This window comes from Paenibacillus sp. 2TAB26 (assembly GCF_052115145.1).
Lineage (GTDB): Bacteria > Bacillota > Bacilli > Paenibacillales > Paenibacillaceae > Pristimantibacillus.
The window spans coordinates 252,806-270,686 of the sequence record NZ_JBFRGC010000007.1; the positions used below are offsets into that span (position 1 = coordinate 252,806).

Sequence of the window (17,881 nt, forward strand, 5' to 3'; positions counted from 1 at the left end):
TTCAAGCGTTTTTTTATTTCAGGAAAATAGTCTCATATTAATAATATAAACGTTTCTATTAAAGATGAAACAGCAATTGACGACTCTTTTTGAATTGTTTATAATCCAAATTAGGAATCAATAGAAACGTTTCGATTATTAAAAATATTGGCCATAAGACATAAGCGTGGTAAAGACAGAAGGACCTGTAAACATTAACGATAAGAACGATAAATTTGATTGGCTATTACGAGGAGGAACACGGATATGGAAAAGCAACCTGCGGCTCTTCTAAAGCTCATGACGCTTGAGGAGAAGATCGGGCAGCTGCTGCAGCTGGCGACGCCATTCTTTGAAGGCGCGGATGGACAAATTACCGGACCGATGGCTGAAATGGGCGTAACGGAAGAAACGGTTCGCAATACAGGCTCCGTGCTTGGCTTAACAGGAGCGAGGGAAGTCATTAACATACAGAAGCAGCATTTGGCGAACAACCGCTTAGGCATTCCGCTTCTAGTGATGGCGGATATCGTCCATGGCTACAAAACGATCTTTCCTGTACCGCTGGCAATCGGCTGCTCATGGGATATGGAGCTGGCGGAACAAAGTGCCGAGATCGCTGCTAAGGAAGCTGCTGCGGCAGGTGTGCACGTTACGTTCGCTCCGATGGTCGATCTCGTAAGGGACCCAAGATGGGGCCGAGTCATGGAATCGACAGGCGAGGACCCATATTTGAACAGTGAATACGCCAGAGCCTTCGTAAGAGGCTTTCAAGGAAAAGACCTTGCAAATGATATTAACCGCGTGGCAGCATGCGTGAAACACTTTGCCGCATATGGAGCTGCAGAAGGTGGACGCGACTATAACACGGTTGATCTGTCTGAGCGTCAGCTTCGCGAGTTTTATTTGCCTGCATATAAAGCGGCGCTGGATGAAGGCTGCGAAATGGTCATGACTGCATTCAATACAGTGGATGGCATTCCAGCTTCAGGTAACAAGTGGCTGATGCGTGATCTTCTTCGCGGCGAATGGGCGTTTGACGGTGTGCTGATCTCCGATTGGGGCGCAGTAAAAGAGCTGATCCCGCACGGTGTTGCAGCGGATGAGTCGGAAGCGGCAATGAAGGCGATCAAAGCCGGCGTCGATATTGAAATGATGACGACCTGTTACACGGATCATTTGCAGCGGCTTGTTGAGGAGAATGAAATCGATGTTACTTTGATCGACGAAGCTGTACTTCGCATTCTGGAGCTGAAGCAGAAACTGGGCTTGTTCGATCAACCGTATCGTGGAGCGAATGAAGAGCGTGAGCAGGAAATTGTAGGCTCAGCAGCACATCGCGAGGCTGCGCGTGAGCTTGCTCTTAAATCCTGTGTCCTCGTGAAAAATGATGGAGTTCTTCCGCTTGGACGCGAGCAGAAAATTGCGTTGATTGGTCCTTTCGCGGCTAGCGGCGATATTCTTGGACCTTGGTCTTGGCTTGGCTCCAAGGAAGAGGCGGTTCAACTGGCAGCAGGCATCGCAAGCAAAGTAGATGCATCATTGTTGTCTGTGACAGAAGGCTGCGGTATTGAAGAAGCAACGGATGAGCAGTGGCAAGTGGCATATGCTGCAGCTAAAGAAGCAGATATCGTGGTGCTTGCTTTAGGTGAGCATTCGGATATGAGCGGAGAAGCGGCTAGCCGGTCGAATATTAGATTGCCGCAGGTACAGCTTGAGCTAATCGCTAAGCTGAAACAGCTAGGCAAGCCGATGGTGACTGTCCTATTCAACGGACGACCGCTTGATCTGCACGGGGTAATTGATCAATCGGATGCCGTATTAGAGGCGTGGTTCCCAGGTACGGAAGGCGGCGCTGCCATTGCGGAATTATTGTTCGGCGAGTCGGAACCGACTGGAAGACTGTCGATGTCGTTCCCTCATTCCGTAGGCCAAGTACCGGTTTATTATAACCGGTTCAATACGGGAAGGCCGCAGGGCGCACATGATGCGCAGGTGAAATACGTATCTCAATACTTGGATGTTCCGAATGAGCCGCTGCTGCCGTTTGGTTATGGGCTTGGTTATACAACCTTTACCTACAGCGGAGCGAAGATGGCGATGGATACGATGAGTGCTTCAAAGCCATTGCATGTAAACATCACAGTAACGAATACTGGGGCTCGCGCTGGTGAGGAAACCGTACAGCTGTATGTACGCGACATGGCGGGGGATGTTGTCCGTCCGCTGCAAGAGCTAAAGGCATTCCGCAAGGTGATGCTGCAGCCAGGAGAGAGCAAAGAGGTCTCGTTTACGCTGGAGGAAAAACAGCTGCGTTATTATCATGCTGATCTGACCTTCACAAGCGACCCTGGTGACTTTGAACTGTACATTGGGCCAAACAGCCGCGATGTAGAAACGCTTAAATTCAAACTAAGCAAATAGAAAGGCAGTGAGAAGAAAATGGAAGCTATAGTGAATGCGTTGAAAGCGATGAATAAATTGCAAATAAAAGCAGGAGAGCTGACGTTTGATTTTTTAAGCAGCGGAGGCCTTGCGCAAGCTGTCAATAAAGGAACGATGCTGAATCAAGTGGTGTCGAACAATGTAGATGGTTCGCTTAACAATCTTTACTTGCGCATGCATACCGAAGAAGGGATTTCTTATGAGCCTTTGCTTGGGATTCATTCATCAAGCCGTATGTCAGCAGTGGAAGGACGTCTGCTATGGGAGGGGACTGCATTTGATGGTATCGACTATCGCGTAGTCTTCACATTAACGAACCATGGCATCTGGTTCTGGGATGTAACCGCACATTCGCAAGGAAAAGAAGCGAAGATCGACATCATTTATGGACAAGACATTGGACTCGCCGATATTGGCGCAGTGCGGTCGAACGAAGCATACATGTCGCAGTACGTTGACCATAAAGCTTTTAAAGATGAGAAGCTGGGTTATGTTCTTTGCTTCCGCCAGAATCAGCCGATGCAAGGATCATTTCCTTACATGCAGCACGGTTCACTAACAGGAGCAGCCAGCTACTCAACGGACGGATTCCAATTCTTTGGCCTTAGCTACAAAGAAACGGACGTGCCGGAAGCGCTTGGCAAGGCTGAACTAGCGAATGAGGTTTACCAATATGAATTCACTTATGCGGCGCTTCAAGCTGAGCCTGTCTTGTTGATGGATAAAGCTCGCTTTGTATTTTACGGCATGTTCAAGGCAGATCATCCATCAGCTGTGAGTGAAATAGAATTCAGCGCAGAAGTTCAGAAGGCGTGGGAAGAAGTTGAGCGTTCGAATGAGACCGACTTCGCTGCGACGGCAACACCTGTAGCTAAGTCTGAGGTTGCAAATGCGATTGGAACGCCAGTACGCACGGCATCAATGACGATGGAGGAAGTTAACGCTTATTTCCCTAACCGTCATCAGGAGGAATGGCAAGACGACAAGCTGCTGTCTTTCTTTACAGAGAGCCATGAGCATGTTGTGCTTAAAGAGAAGGAGCTGCTAGTTGAGCGTCCGCATGGTCATATTCTTATGTCTGGCGGCAATGACCGTATGACAGAGAATGTTATGACGACAACTTCCTATATGTACGGTATTTTTAACTCACAATTGCTAGTAGGCAATACCAGCTTCCACAAGTTGTTTACGAATGCACGCAATGCGCTCAATAATTTAAAGACATCTGGACAACGTATTTATGTCGAGTTGGAAGGTTCATACCGCCTTCTTACTATGCCTTCGATGTTTGAGATCGGCTTTAACTATGCTCGTTGGTTCTACAAAACAGCAGATGACACAATCATCATTACAAATTATACAACGGTTGATTCGCCTGAGGTACGCCTTCACCTTCGTTCGGTAAATGGACAGGCTTACCGCTATTTAGTTACGAATCAAGTATCCATGAATAACAATGAATACGAGCTGCCGTTCCATATGGAGCTGGAGGACGGCGTATTTACTTTCAAGGCTGACCAAGCATCCATAAGCGCTCCGATCTTCCCTAATCTGCAATATCGGATGTTCGTGAGCGGGGCAGACATGACTGCAGGAGATGAAAGCTTGCTTGTTAGCGGTACGGCATCAGGCTCAGCATCGCTTGTGGTGATGCAGCTTGGCCAAAGTGCGGAATGGACAATTACGATGCAAGGTCTCTTGCGTGGCGAGGCATTGCCACAGTCAGAGCGGAAGGCAGAGCTTGAAATCGAGCGCTACCGTGAGTTTTTCCGTCATGTGATGAATGGCTTCCGCTTATCCGCTGAGGGTACTGAAGCAGCTTCAGCTGAGCTGGATAAAGTGAATGCATTGGCGTGGTGGTACACGCACAATATGCTCGTTCACTACTCTGTGCCTCATGGTTTGGAGCAATACGGCGGTGCAGCATGGGGAACGCGCGACGTTTGCCAAGGACCGACTGAGTACTTCATGGCTATGAACAAATACGAGCAGGTTGCTGAAATCTTGAAGACCGTGTATTCCCATCAATACGAGGATGACGGAAATTGGCCGCAATGGTTCATGTTCGACAAGTATTTCCACATTCAGCAAGAAGAAAGCCATGGCGATATTATTGTTTGGCCGCTGAAGGTGCTTGGCGACTACTTGGCAGCAACAAAGGATTATAGCATTTTGCAGGAGCGTGTTCCTTATACGGTCCGTCATAAAGGCGAATTCACGACAGAATCTGCGACGCTGCTTGACCACGCGATGAAGGAAATTGCCTATATGAAGAGCCACTTCCTGCACGACACGCATTTGTCATCCTATGGCGACGGAGATTGGGACGATACGCTGCAGCCGGCTAATGCACAGCTTAAGCAATATATGGTCAGCAGCTGGACAGTGGCGCTTACGTATCAGGTAATCGCACAGTTTGGCCGCGTGCTGGAGGAAGTTGATGCGATACAGGCAGCCGAGCTTAAGGAGCTGGCATCAGCTATTCAAGCGGACTTTAATCAGTATATGCTGCAACAGGATGTCATTCCTGGCTTTGTATACATGGAGGAGCCGGGCGATGCGAAGCTGATGCTTCACCCGACTGACACAACTACAGGCATTCAATACCGCTTGCTTCCAATGACACGCAGTATGATTAGCGAATTGCTTACAGAGGAGCAAGCAGCTGAGCATTACCGTGTTATTAAAGAGCAGCTGTATTGTCCAGATGGCGTACGGCTGATGAACCGTCCTGCACAATATGCAGGCGGCGTAAGCACTAACTTTAAGCGGGCAGAGCAGGCATCTAATTTCGGTCGGGAAGTCGGCTTGCAATATGTTCATGCTCATATTCGTTATGTTGAAGCAATGGCTAAGCTAGGCAAGACGGATGAAGTATGGCAAGGTCTACTCATGATTAATCCGGTTGGATTGCGTGATGTTGTTCCTAATGCAGAGCTGCGTCAAAGCAACTCTTACTTCAGCAGCTCAGACGGTAAGTTCAACAACCGTTATGAGGCGCAGGAGCGTTTCGGTGAGCTTCGTGAAGGAACTGTACCTGTTAAGGGCGGCTGGAGAATTTATTCGAGCGGTCCCGGAATCTATATGAACCAATTGATTTCGAATGCCCTCGGTATCCGTCAGTCGGAAGGTAATCTGGTTATCGATCCGATTTTGCCAGCTAAGCTGGATGGCATGCAATTCGATTTCATGTGGAACGGCTTGCCGATTACTTTTGTTTATCGCCTTAGCGATGCAGGACAGGTAACGAAGGTCATCATTAACGGTAAGGAAGCGGAAGGGAAGCCTTCAGCTAACCGTTATCGTGTAGGTGGAGTACAAATTTCCGAAGAACAATTGAAAGCTAATCTTCATTCGGAATCGAACCGAATCGAAATATTTATGTAAGAAGCAGACTGGCGGTCTCCAAGAACCGCCAGTCTTTGTGATATAGTGAAGGAACAATGAAAGATAGGAGCGAATGCTGTGGTTAGTATTAAGGATATCGCTAAACAAGCGGGGGTCTCGATCTCGACGGTATCTTACGCGCTTAACGGCAGCCCCAAGGTGACGGATGAGACGACAGCAAGAATATTGGCTGTTGCCAAGGAATTAAACTACATCCCGAACGCTGCTGCAAGGTCGCTCAAGACGAGAGAAACAAAAATTATCGGTGTCTTTCTTACCGACTTCAGCGGCGCATTCTACGGCGATCTCTTGCAAGGAACAAAGGAGATTTTATCGGAAAAGGGCTATGATCTGATCGTGTGCAGCGGTAAGCAATCTCATCGGATGCTGCCCGAGCGAATGATCGATGGTGCGATTATACTGGACGAGACGTTTGGCAGCACAGAGCTCTTGAGCTACGCGGAGCGCGGGCATAAGCTGGTCGTGCTGGATCGTGAACTGCAGCACTCCAACATCAATCAAGTGCTGCTCGATAACAAAGCAGGGGCAAGGCTGGCAGCCGAATATTTGATCGAGCAAGGCCATCGGACACTTTATGTAGTGACTGGCCCTAGCGGCTCTTATGATTCAAGGCAGAGGCTGCAAGCTGTTACGCAAGCGGTGGAACGATCCGCTGGCGTTAAGCTGACTGTAATTGAAGGAGATTTCAATAAATCGGCTGGGGAGCAGGCTGCAGCGACAATTATAGCTGAGAACAGCGGCGCGGCTACGGCAGTGTTTTGCTTCAACGATGAGATGGCTATTGGTATGTTCAATTATTTGGCGGCGCATCATCCTGATATTCGGATCGGTGAACATATTCATATCGTTGGGTTTGATAATATGGAGCTGGCTTCTTACACTCAGCCGCGCTTATCTACAATTGATTATTCCAAGCGCAAATGGGGGGCTCTTGCTGCCGAGCAGCTGATCAAGTTGATCAGTGGCGACGAAGTGGAGCATGAACGGATTTATGTTTCTCTTATTAAAGGGAATTCGGTCAGGCCGGCCAAAGAAAGCTAAATGGAATCCATCGACGGCGGAACGGTTTGAGGTGAAATCTCAAGCCGTTCTATTTTTTGAGAAGCATGTCTGTTATCGTCTATTCAAAAAAGATTCGGCATAAGCGTTGACAACTGTTTCAAAATGTATTATCTTTAAATCAAGATAAATTAATTAAAGATAAAACGGCGCAGAGGGGAGTGATCATCATGGCAAATGAAAAACAAAATGATTCATTAGATCTCTTCATTGCGCTGTCTAGAGCGAGCCAATGGGTGAATGCCCACGCGGATCGTGATATTCGTAAAAACGGCTTGAACCGCACGGAGTTTGGAGTGCTTGAATTGCTCTACCACCGCGGACCGCAGCCATTGCAGCAAATCGGTGAGAAAGTGCTTATGAGCAGCGGCAACATTACTTATGTCGTAGATAAGCTGGAGAAGAAGCAAATGGTACGCCGGAGAGCTTCGACTACGGATAGGCGCCTCATTTATGCAGAACTAACCGATGAAGGCAAACAGTTCGTAGAGGATGTATTTCCTGCTCACGAAGACGCTATCAAGCAAGCGGTAAATGGGCTGACAACAGAAGAGAAGCAAAGTGCAAGCAAGCTGCTCAAGAAGCTAGGAAAGTTTGCTCAGGAGCACTACAAGTAGCGGGTTTAACTAGCTGTAAAGGTGTAATCACGCGCGTGAGCGATTGTTGCATATCAATGATGGCTGTTTTAAGGTAGCAGCGATCATTTATGCACGCCATATATCTTAAAATAGAGATTCTTTAAATAGTGGCAAAAGAAGAGCTGTGATGCAAGCAGTAGTTTAAACATTAAAAACAAAATGGAGGAGTTTACATTGAGTATTGCTTTGGGATTATTGGTTGTTCGTGTCGTTGTAGGTCTATTGTTCGTAGGGCATGGTGCACAAAAGCTGTTTGGCTGGTTTGGCGGTTATGGACCAAAGGGAACAGGCGGCTGGATGGAGTCGATTGGCATTAAGCCAGGGGTTGCTATGGCTGTTGCCGCTGGAATAATGGAACTAATCGGCGGCCTATTATTCGTCGCTGGTCTGCTTACACCTCTTGCTGCGGTATTGATCGTGCTTACTATGCTTGGTGCTATAGTGAAGGTGCATGGTCCTAACGGAATATGGGCAACCGCAAACGGTTATGAATATAATCTTGTTCTCGTAGCCATTGCTATAGGCATCGCATTAACAGGCGCTGGTGAATACTCCATTGATGCGCTTATTGGCTAATCAGAAGTGGGGTTAGTTACATTACTTTTCATATTCCTATAAAATAAGGAGTGTCATTACCATGACAAATCAAACAGCTGGTATTCACCATATAACCGCTTTTGTTAGAAACGCTCAGACGACGGCAGATTTTTATTCAGGCGTATTAGGTCTAAGGTTGATTAAGAAGACGATTAACTTTGATGCGCCAGAGGTTTATCATTTATATTTTGGCAATGAGATCGGAAGTCCAGGCACTATTATTACGTTTTTTCCTTGGGAGAATTCACGCAAAGGCAAAATTGGCGGAGGCCAGGTGGGTATAACCACTTATGTAGTTCCCGCAGGTGCATTCGGTTTTTGGAAAGAGCGTCTAGCTAAGCTAAATGTAGATTTTGCTCAAACATCAAGATTTGGAGAGCAGTATTTGCAATTCGAAGATCCTGATGGTTTAAAGCTTGAGATCGTGGCTAGGGAGCAAGGAGCGGACAGTAAATGGTCGTTTGGCGGCGTTCCGGCGCAGCAAGCGATCAAGGGTTTTGGCGGTGCCGTATTATATACGACGGCTTCGGCTAAAACCGCGGAGCTCCTTGTTAACGTGATGGGTCTGGAGAAAGTCGGGGAAGATGAAGGTTATGCTCGTTTTAAAGCAACAGGCGATCTGGGCAATCTAATTGACATCAATGTAGAGGATATGGAACACGGACATGGAGGAGCTGGCACCGTTCACCATATCGCTTGGCGGGCAAAAGACGACGCGGAGCACGCGCTATGGAGAAGCCACGTCGAGAGCCATGGCTTCCAGCCTACTCCGATCGTGGATCGCCAATATTTTAACGCGATCTATTTCCGTGAAGCCGGCGGCATTTTATTCGAGATTGCTACAGATCCACCGGGCTTTGCTCGTGATGAAGAGCCGGAGCATCTCGGTGAAAAGCTGATGCTGCCGGAATGGTATGAGGAGCATCGTACGCAAATTGAGCAATTATTGTCACCATTTGAAGTAAGAGTATTGGAGGAGGACAAATGATGAAACATATATTCAAACAAGGAACAGATGCAACTGCACCAGTACTGCTGCTCTTGCATGGAACGGGTGGAACCGAGCGGGATTTGCTTCCGCTTGCTGAGCTGGTCTCGCCTGCTTCGTCCGTGCTGAGTGTCAGAGGAAATGTGCTCGAGAATGGTATGCCGCGTTATTTCAGACGTCTTGCTGAAGGCGTATTTGATCTAGAGGACCTTAAATTCCGCACGCAGGAGCTTAATGATTTTCTAGATCAAGCCGCAGTAGAATATGGATTCGACCGCAATAATATCGTGGCGATCGGTTATTCCAATGGAGCTAATATCGCAGGCAGCCTATTGTTCCACTATCAAGGTACGCTTCGCGGAGCGATCTTGCATCACCCGATGGTGCCGATTCGGGATGTTGATCTGCCTGACCTAGCTGGCGTACCTTGTTTCATAGGTGCGGGCTCGAATGATCCGCTTTGCACACCTCAGGAGACGGAGGAGCTGGACCGTTTGCTGCAAGCAGCGGGGGCTCCGGTTACGGTACATTGGGAAACATTTGGACATCAGCTAACGAGTTCAGAGGTAGCTGCCGCAGCGGCTTGGTTTAACGAAACCTTTAAAGGTTAATATAAAGCAAGCATTTCGCTTATGAAGGGGAGCCCATCATGTTATCGATTGATCCAACGAGTCAAAGTGTGCAGGACAATTATAAGCTGTTGATTGGCAGTATTGTGCCAAGACCCATTGCTTTTGTCACTACACTCTCAAGCGAAGGTGTTCTGAATGCAGCTCCGTTCAGCTTCTTCAATATCGTTACCGCTAATCCGCCTATGGTTGCGGTATCTGTACAGCGCAAGCCGGGAGGTATCCAGAAGGATACCTCCCGAAATGCCATCGCCCAAGGCGAATTTGTTGTACATATTTCTGATGAGAGCTATATCGAAGCGATTAATATAACGGCAGCAGCTTTGCCTTCGGAAGAGAGTGAGGTTGCGCTTGCAGGCTTATCGGCTATCGCAAGCGACCTTGTGCGTGTGCCGGGTGTGGCTGAAGCGAGAATTCGTATGGAATGTGTACTTGATCAATCGTTATCGCTTGGCGGTACAGCGGATTCGCCAGCCTGTGATTTATTAATTGGCAGAGTTGTACGTTTCCATGTGGATGAGGCTTTGTACGAGAATGGACGTATTAACGCCGAGGCATTGAAGCCGGTGAGCCGGCTTGCTGGAAACGATTATGCGAAGCTAGGCGAGCAATTCACAATTGTACGGCCAACATAAACGTAATGTGCGATAGAAAAATGCAGCGGCAGCTGCAGACAAGAAAACGTCCGTGGCTGCTATGCAAACCAATCGCCCCGCTAACACAGCAAAAGCTGCCGATTGTTATACTCGGCAGCTTTTTTGCTTAATCGTAAGCTTCAATTTTGATTAGATAATCTCACATGTCGGAAATCGGGTATGAGCCAATAAAATCTAGTATGGTGTCATTAACCAAAACCGGATTTTCTCTAAGCATATGAGGCCTGTGACTGCCGCCCTGAACGACGAGATATCGAGATCTTTTAATCAGGGAACTCAACTGCTTTATCTTCGTTTCACCTACAAAGGGATCATTTTCACCAGTAATAAGCAAGGATGGACAACGAATGCTGCTTAGCTGCTCGCTCGTAAGCTGAGGATAGAGACGCCAGTCGTTCGCAGACTGCCGCATATGCTCTTGCCAATTTCCTCGATGAGCTTCTGCATGCCTTTCAATCATTTGATTGATGGTCGCTTGCTGCCCCTGTTCCAAAAGCCACTCTGGCTCGAATTGCTCGACACCCGTTGGATCTGCATAACCGCTAGTTCCTATCGTAGTTAAAGTAGCAACTCTTTCGGGATAATGAACAGCGCCATACAATCCAACATTCGCCCCCAAGCTGTAGCCGATCAAATGTGCACTAGAAATGCCAAGCGCGTCCATAAATTCGATCGTGTCCTCTACAAGCTGAGGCGTATTCCATTCGAGACTGCTGCACTTTGTTCGCCCATGACCTCTGAAATCAGGATAATAACAGGTATATTTGCTCTGAAAATCAAGCAATTGGCTGGCGAAGGCTAGAACTCCCCGAGAGTAGCCGCTATGCAAAAAAATGACAGGCTCACCGTTCCCCATTTTTTCATAAAAAACGTCCAAATCCTTGAATGGAATGTGGGGCATGATTGTACCGCCTCCTAAATTTCATCTCAAATCAACGGCAGCTTTTTAAACGTTAAGCTTAAACAGCTATTCTATGAATATCTCTTTTTTTGGGAGAATTAGCAAGGTGCATTGTAAGTATAAGACTAGTTTCTATATCTAATTATGCTGAATTGGTTGTTTAAAGAGAAATAGGACTAGATTCTAGTCCTATTTATAAGAATTTAACGCTCGGGAGCCGGAATGGCGGTATGCGGTGAGATATAAGACTAGTTTTTATATCTAATTGTGCTGAATTGGTTGTTTAAAGAGAAATAGGGCTAGTTTCTAGTCCTATTTCTGAGAATTTCACGCTCAGGAGCCGGAATGGTGGGATGCGTTGCCACTGCTATGCTATGGATTAATCACTATCGATTGCTCCGGTACCTCTCCTGGATTCTCAGCATGAGGGTTCTCTGAACTCTCGAAAGGAACCAAATAATATTTCTCAGCTTTCAAATCAATCGGAACGTATCGGTTATAAGAACCCTCAGCAGATATTTCCGCAGTGTTTGGCAATAGCTCCAGTCCGGATTCACTGACGATTTTAAACGCAATGTGGTTGGATTGCTCGGTCCAGTCATAATATAAAATCGTTGAAATAGGTGATACGACCATGTTTTTTAGATGAATGGATTGTCCGTTTCCAAGTGATATATCCTGATTAAATGCAATCGTTTCACTTGTTGCAGCCAATTGATTCGTTGGAACCTTTATGTCAAAGGACCAAGGATTTTCAATCAGCTTCACTTTCGAGTCGATGCTCCAGTCTAGATTATCGTATCTAATTTGGAAGGCAATCGTTTCACCGATCGGAAGCTCTGAAATTCGCAGCTCATTATAGACGGTATACATGGAATCGTGAACTTTAATGGATTGTCCAGCGGTTCCTGAAGTGAGATTCTGTCCATTCATGAGTACGGTTGGCATCGGATGCATTTGGTAATTAAATTTGACCCCCTTAGCAGGCTCAAAAGTGGAGCTAATAAGCAAACGTCCATTATCAATCAACGCTTCATCTAAGGTCCATTTCCCGTACTTATTTTCAGCAGTGGCACCAATTTCGGTTTTAAACGGAGAGTAGTCCGCGTTCTCATCTGCATTAGTTGCCATCAATCGCTCCATCAACCCTCCGACGAATGGAACATTGGCAAAAGTCACAGTCCCCGTGCTGATTGAAATACCTGCTGCCAAAATAATGGCCGCCGCAACGCCTGCATATTTCTTTCTGTTATTGGTTTTATGTTTTCTAATTGTACTCCGTACACGTCGGTCCCAGCTCTTTTTTTGGAAGCTCGTGAGCTCCTGTTCTTCATACTGGCTTACATCCAGGTTAAGATCATTTAGCTCTTTATAAATCGACACAGTCTCACTCCTTATCCTTGATTATTTTTGAGCAGATAGCTTTTCAATTTCTTGCGTCCCCTAGAAAGCTTGTTGTGCACCCAAGATTCCTTGGCATTATAGTGCTCCGCGATTTCATGGGAAGGTGTTCCCTCTAAGTAATATTTTTCGAAAATATCCCGCTCACGCGCTGATAGTTGGTCAAACAGCTCATCTACTTGGCTTGTGCCGGCTGCTTCGCTTGTTTTGAGCATGCGATCATCTATTTCGGAAACCGAAAATTGGTGATTGTGAAGCTTGATTTGTTTTCTTTGATAATCAATTGCTTTATATTTGGCAATCGCTGCAAGCCATTGTTTAAAGCCATTTTTCTCTGGATCGAAGTGCAAAATATTGTTCCATACTGAAAGCAGCACATCATCCAGACATTCCTCGTAATCCTGCTGCTGGCCATTTAAATGGCGTTTAATTATGGCAGCAAGCAGTCCTCCATATTGATGGATAATAAAAGAAATGGCTTTTTCGTTTTTGTTCTTTATGTGTTGTACAACATTGTCCTCTGTCAGTTTCAACCGTTCACCCCTCCTTGCAACAATTATTGGCGCCTACTAGGTAATACGAATAGAATTCCATTAATCTATCACATGAGAAAAAAAGTGCTAGCTTCCCGTTTCCATATCGATAATAGATCAAGCATAATAGATAGTGTTGCAATATTCTTATTTTGACATTAATGGTCCATACAAGGAGAGAGTGAGATGCACAAAATAATGATTGTAGAAGATGATCCGAAAATCGCGGAGCTTCTGCTGTCTACTATAACGAAATATGGCTATGAAGGGATACGGGTAAACGATTTTCAGCATGTAATGGAGGAGTTCCATCAAGCCACGCCGGACATGGTTCTTCTTGATGTGAATTTGCCTAGTTATGACGGCTATTACTGGTGCAGGCAAATCCGCAGCGCATCGATCTGCCCGGTGTTGTTTATATCCGCTCGCGACGGTGAAATGGATCAGATCATGGCTCTTGAAAATGGGGGAGATGACTATATCACGAAGCCGTTTCACTCTGGAATTGTGCTGGCCAAAATCCACAGCCATCTTCGACGTGCCTATGGGGAGTATGCCTCCAGATATGAGGAACGCGTTCTCGAAATCGAAGGGCTCATGCTTTATCCCGAAAGGCTGGAGCTGAAGCTAGAAGCTGCAATCATTGCGCTCACGAAAAAAGAATCCGACATCGTAGAAAGCCTCATTGAGCGATATCCACGGGTTGCCAGCCGCGAGGCTCTGCTTGAGAAGCTGTGGGATGATCAGGCTTACGTGGATGAAAATACGCTGAATGTGAACATTACCCGCGTTAGAAGAAAATTTCAAGAGCTTGGCATCGAAGATGCTTTGCTGACGGTGAGAGGTACAGGCTATCGGCTGAACGTCACATGGATGAAGGAAAGTGACAAGTGAAACTGTTTATAAGAGAACACTCTCTGCTCATTGTTGTTCAGCTTTTGCAATTGGGTATCATTTTTTCGATTTATTGGCTCGATGGCTATCACAATTTGAAGACAGCACTTTACGTTGTTTTTCTTGCTTTCTTCATCCTAGGCGGATACCTTGTGTACCACTTTCTTAGTCGGCGACATTATTACCTCCGCCTTAGTCAGCCTCTCGAATCGCTAGATGCTTCATTTCAGAAAATCGGGCAGTCGCCCATCTCGGAGGCGCTCCAGAAACTGTTGCATACCYAGTACCGTCAGTATCAGCAGCAATTATATACAGTAAAGAAGCAGCAGGAGGAGCATCTCGTTTTCATGGACCAATGGGTTCACCAAATGAAAACACCTCTTTCGGTCATTGAGCTCACTGTTCAAAATATCGATGAGCCTGAGTTTGCCAGCATTCGTGAGGAGCTGGAGAGAATGCGCTCGGGATTGCATACGGTCCTCTATATGGCTCGGCTCCGCGCGTTCGAACAGGATTTCCACGTGAAGCCCGTTGTTCTGTCACAAATCATCAGCGCTGTTGTCCATGACAACAAACGACTTTTTATTCGCAATCAGATTTATCCCGAGGTTCATATCAGTACGCCTGAATTAACGGTCGAAACGGATGAGAAATGGCTGTTTTTTATGCTCTCCCAGCTCGTCATCAATGCGATTAAATATTCTGCGAGCAAAGAGACAGAAGGGAAGAAGGTCGTGATTTCCTGCTATTTGCGCGGGAGCGAAGCTATTATTGAAGTTATCGATCGTGGGGTAGGCATTCCTGCTGCGGATATGAAGCGGGTATTTGATCCCTTTTTTACCGGGGAAAACGGACGCGGCATGCGCGAATCAACGGGTATGGGGCTCTATCTGACGAAGGAGGCTGCTGATCGTCTTGGGCATAGAATGGAGCTAACGTCAGTGGTCGATCAAGGTACGGAGGTACGTATTATTTTTGCCGCCTATCAGAAGCTTACAAGCGTGTAATAAAAGTGAAAGTCTAATCGATAGTTAGCGGCTGACCGTCCACAGTATACTGATCACACATTAACTGTTTTCCTCTTGAAAGGAGATCTAAGTATGCTGCATGTAAGACAGGTTAGTAAAATATATGAAGGTAAAATGTCCTATCGGGCTTTGACCGACATTAATTTAACGATTGATGATGGTGATTTTGTTGGGATTATGGGCCCCTCTGGAAGCGGGAAAACAACGCTGCTGAACTTAATTGCAACGATTGACGAGCCGACAACGGGAGACATATCATTTCACGGCAAAACGACCAGCAAGCTGGGCAAAAATGAGTTAGCTATATTTCGCCGCCGTGAGCTTGGATTTGTTTTTCAGGATTTCAATCTGCTTCACACCTTGACGGTTGAGGAGAATATTGTGCTGCCGCTGACATTAGATGGCAACAAGGTTAGCGAAATGAAGAAAAAAGTAAAAGCCATAGCAGAAAAGCTAGGCATTACAGAGATTATGGATAAACGCATGTATGAAATATCTGGGGGGCAGGCACAGCGAGCAGCGATAGCAAGGGCTATGATTCACTCTCCCAAGCTGCTGCTGGCAGATGAGCCGACAGGAAATCTTGACTCCAAAGCAGCGAAGGATGTTATGGAACTGCTGGAGAAAATTAACCGTGAGCAGAAAGCAACAATGATGCTGGTCACGCATGATGCGGTGGCTGCTAGTTATTGCAATCGCGTTATTTTCATTAAGGACGGCAGGTTCTATACGGAAATCCATCGGGGTGACAATCGTCAAACCTTCTTCCAAAAAATTATCGATACGCTTTCGCTGTTAGGAGGATATCATAATGACGTTTCGCCAGTTCGCATTCCGTAACGTCACTCGTAACAAACGGCTTTATGCAGGTTATTTCCTCAGCAGTCTATTTACAGTGATGGTTTTCTTTACTTTTTCTATCTTTGCATATCACCCTGTCCTTAGCGGGGAAAATATTCATTCCAGCGCTACGTTTGCGCTTTCTGTATCCAAGTGGATTATTTATGTCTTTTCCTTCTTTTTTGTTCTCTACTCCATGAGTACATTTCTACAATCGCGCAAAAGAGAATTTGGGCTGATGATCATGCAGGGCATGACCACTGTCCAGCTCCGTCTGATGATTTTTTTGGAAAATATGATTATTGGCCTATTTGCCATTATCGGCGGCATTGGTTTGGGACTTGTGTTTGCAAAGGCGATTTTGCTTGCAGGGGAAAATGTTCTTACCATAAATGAAAAGCTATCCTTTTATATTCCTTATAAGGCTATTGCCCTCACTCTGGTTTCATTTTTGATTCTATTTATTCTCATCTCTTTTTTTATTTCTACCGTACTGCGCAGCGGGCAGCTGGTTACGCTATTAAAGGCAAACAAGCAAGCGAAAAGTGAGCCAAAGTCATCCTTCCTTCTTTCCATGCTAGTACCAATCTTGATTGGAGCAAGCTACTTTCTTAGTTTACGAGCCGATGGGACCGAGGCTATTTTTCTGCTCATTCCGGTTACGATCATGGTTTGCATCGGCACCTACCTGCTGTTTACACAGCTTAGCGTTTATATCATTCGGAAGCTAAAGAGTATGGAATCGATTTTTTGGCTCAAAACGAATATGCTGCTTTTTTCCGATCTCGCCTACCGCTTGAAGGACAACGCGCGTTCGTTCTTTCTGGTCGCTATTATCTCCACTGTCTCGTTTTGTGCGATAGGCTCGCTTTATGGATTTCAATCCATCATCGGAGGAGATCATGTTAAGGGAAATCCTTATCTATTCACCTACCGGACAACGACGGATGGTGATAGCAGCGAGCAAAAGCATATGGAGCAGATTGATCGCACACTGAAAGAATCGAACATCGCAAATGAAAAAGCAATGCTTAAGCTTGGTTATTACAAGGCCTCCAATAGCGATAAAATGATTGTAGTGGTTAAGCAATCCGACTATAACCATTTGGCCGAATTAATGAAAATAGATAAGATTAAGCTTTCAGGCGGCAAAGCAGCGGTTGTCGACTTTGGGTTGTCACGAGCGGGTAAAGCAATGCTTAACGAACCATTTACGCTGGAGCCTAGTGCTGTGATTGAAGCCAATCGAGCTGTTGTATCGCCAGCGGTACATGGTTTCAGCGGCTATTTCATTGTATCGGATGAACAATTTGCAAAACTCCAGCCTCCAGTACAAGAGAGCCATTATTATGCATGGCATGGACCACTGCGGCAGAAAGAAGCCATAAAGGCAGGCGGTAAGCTTACGAATCTTATTCCCTATAGCGATAAATATGAGTTTTACGCGCTTGAATTTCAAAATTCCGTGTTAAGCGAGCGCTTTGGCCCGATACTGTTCATTGGTTTGTTTATCGGAATCGTGTTTTTTGTCTCCGCAGGCAGTTTTCTTTATTTCCGCCTGTACAGCGATTTGGATGATGATAGGCAGAAGTTCAAAGCGGTTTCGAAAATGGGCCTAAGCGACAAAGAGCTTGCAAAAATACTGAATCGACAAATTATATTGCTATTCTTTGCACCAATCGTGGTGGCATTAGTACATGGGGCTGTTGCCCTCATGACACTATCCAACATGTTTAAATACTCGCTGCTCAAGGAATCCATACTCGTGCTTGGCCTATTTTTTATCGTTCAAGTCATTTACTTCTTCATCGTTCGTTTCTTCTATATTAGGCAGGTAAAGATGGCGCTTGCCTAATTGAGCATCATAAAGAAAGAGTGCTTCGGA

General features: G+C 46.1%; 16 protein-coding genes. 13 read left to right on the top strand and 3 right to left on the bottom strand.

The window, feature by feature from the left end:
• Positions 1 to 246: 246 nt before the first annotated feature.
• The 9 genes from bglX (at position 247) to AB4Z50_RS09980 (ending at position 10,509) form a co-directional block, all read left to right on the top strand.
• Positions 247 to 2,403, top strand: a complete 2,157-nt coding sequence (gene bglX / locus AB4Z50_RS09940; RefSeq protein ID WP_441878405.1) for a beta-glucosidase BglX — start codon at positions 247 to 249, stop codon at positions 2,401 to 2,403.
• A gap of 18 nt (positions 2,404 to 2,421) precedes the next feature.
• Complete coding sequence (locus AB4Z50_RS09945; RefSeq protein WP_441878407.1) at positions 2,422 to 5,811, top strand: GH36-type glycosyl hydrolase domain-containing protein; 3,390 nt, start codon at positions 2,422 to 2,424, stop codon at positions 5,809 to 5,811.
• 78 nt (positions 5,812 to 5,889) lie between these two features.
• Positions 5,890 to 6,873, top strand: coding sequence for a LacI family DNA-binding transcriptional regulator (locus AB4Z50_RS09950; protein ID WP_441878409.1), 984 nt, complete (start codon positions 5,890 to 5,892; stop codon positions 6,871 to 6,873).
• Between the two features lie 188 nt (positions 6,874 to 7,061).
• Positions 7,062 to 7,508, top strand: a complete 447-nt coding sequence (locus AB4Z50_RS09955) for a MarR family winged helix-turn-helix transcriptional regulator (protein ID WP_441878411.1) — start codon at positions 7,062 to 7,064, stop codon at positions 7,506 to 7,508.
• 195 nt (positions 7,509 to 7,703) lie between these two features.
• The gene (locus AB4Z50_RS09960; RefSeq protein ID WP_441878413.1) at positions 7,704 to 8,105 is read left to right on the top strand and encodes a DoxX family protein; all 402 of its coding nucleotides are present in this window, start codon (positions 7,704 to 7,706) and stop codon (positions 8,103 to 8,105) included.
• Between the two features lie 61 nt (positions 8,106 to 8,166).
• Positions 8,167 to 9,114 (top strand): ring-cleaving dioxygenase, encoded by a 948-nt coding sequence (locus tag AB4Z50_RS09965; RefSeq protein ID WP_441878415.1) that lies wholly within the window; start codon positions 8,167 to 8,169, stop codon positions 9,112 to 9,114.
• Positions 9,114 to 9,725, top strand: a complete 612-nt coding sequence (locus tag AB4Z50_RS09970; protein WP_441878417.1) for an alpha/beta hydrolase — start codon at positions 9,114 to 9,116, stop codon at positions 9,723 to 9,725. Before AB4Z50_RS09965 ends, AB4Z50_RS09970 begins: the two co-directional genes overlap by 1 nt.
• Before the next feature lie 38 nt (positions 9,726 to 9,763).
• Positions 9,764 to 10,378, top strand: a complete 615-nt coding sequence (locus tag AB4Z50_RS09975; RefSeq protein ID WP_441878419.1) for a flavin reductase family protein — start codon at positions 9,764 to 9,766, stop codon at positions 10,376 to 10,378.
• Positions 10,379 to 10,383: 5 nt separating this feature from the next.
• Positions 10,384 to 10,509 carry a hypothetical protein gene (locus tag AB4Z50_RS09980; RefSeq protein WP_441878421.1) on the top strand — a complete coding sequence of 42 codons (126 nt, stop codon included), beginning with the start codon at positions 10,384 to 10,386 and terminating at the stop codon, positions 10,507 to 10,509.
• A 29-nt stretch (positions 10,510 to 10,538) separates the two neighbouring features.
• Here AB4Z50_RS09980 and AB4Z50_RS09985 read toward each other — a convergent pair whose 3' ends face one another.
• From AB4Z50_RS09985 to AB4Z50_RS09995, 3 genes are all read right to left on the bottom strand, one after another.
• Positions 10,539 to 11,300: an alpha/beta fold hydrolase gene (locus AB4Z50_RS09985; protein WP_441878423.1), complete on the bottom strand. Its 762-nt coding sequence runs from the start codon at positions 11,298 to 11,300 to the stop codon at positions 10,539 to 10,541.
• A gap of 372 nt (positions 11,301 to 11,672) precedes the next feature.
• Positions 11,673 to 12,683 carry a DUF4179 domain-containing protein gene (locus tag AB4Z50_RS09990; RefSeq protein ID WP_441878425.1) on the bottom strand — a complete coding sequence of 337 codons (1,011 nt, stop codon included), beginning with the start codon at positions 12,681 to 12,683 and terminating at the stop codon, positions 11,673 to 11,675.
• Positions 12,684 to 12,694: 11 nt separating this feature from the next.
• A complete protein-coding gene (locus tag AB4Z50_RS09995; RefSeq protein ID WP_441878427.1) occupies positions 12,695 to 13,234 on the bottom strand; it encodes a sigma-70 family RNA polymerase sigma factor in 540 nt (179 codons plus the stop codon).
• 186 nt (positions 13,235 to 13,420) lie between these two features.
• On the opposite strand from AB4Z50_RS09995, the gene AB4Z50_RS10000 reads away from it, so the two are divergent.
• The 4 genes from AB4Z50_RS10000 to AB4Z50_RS10015 all read left to right on the top strand — a co-directional run bounded on the left by AB4Z50_RS10000 (position 13,421) and on the right by AB4Z50_RS10015 (position 17,851).
• Entirely contained in the window at positions 13,421 to 14,128 is a 708-nt protein-coding gene (locus tag AB4Z50_RS10000; RefSeq protein WP_441878429.1) for a response regulator transcription factor, read from the top strand.
• A complete protein-coding gene (locus AB4Z50_RS10005) occupies positions 14,125 to 15,135 on the top strand; it encodes a sensor histidine kinase (protein ID WP_441878431.1) in 1,011 nt (336 codons plus the stop codon). Before AB4Z50_RS10000 ends, AB4Z50_RS10005 begins: the two co-directional genes overlap by 4 nt.
• 93 nt (positions 15,136 to 15,228) lie before the next feature.
• Positions 15,229 to 15,996, top strand: coding sequence for an ABC transporter ATP-binding protein (locus tag AB4Z50_RS10010; RefSeq protein WP_441878433.1), 768 nt, complete (start codon positions 15,229 to 15,231; stop codon positions 15,994 to 15,996).
• A complete protein-coding gene (locus AB4Z50_RS10015; RefSeq protein WP_441878435.1) occupies positions 15,968 to 17,851 on the top strand; it encodes an FtsX-like permease family protein in 1,884 nt (627 codons plus the stop codon). The genes AB4Z50_RS10010 and AB4Z50_RS10015 overlap by 29 nt, the downstream gene beginning before the upstream one ends.
• Positions 17,852 to 17,881: the final 30 nt, after the last annotated feature.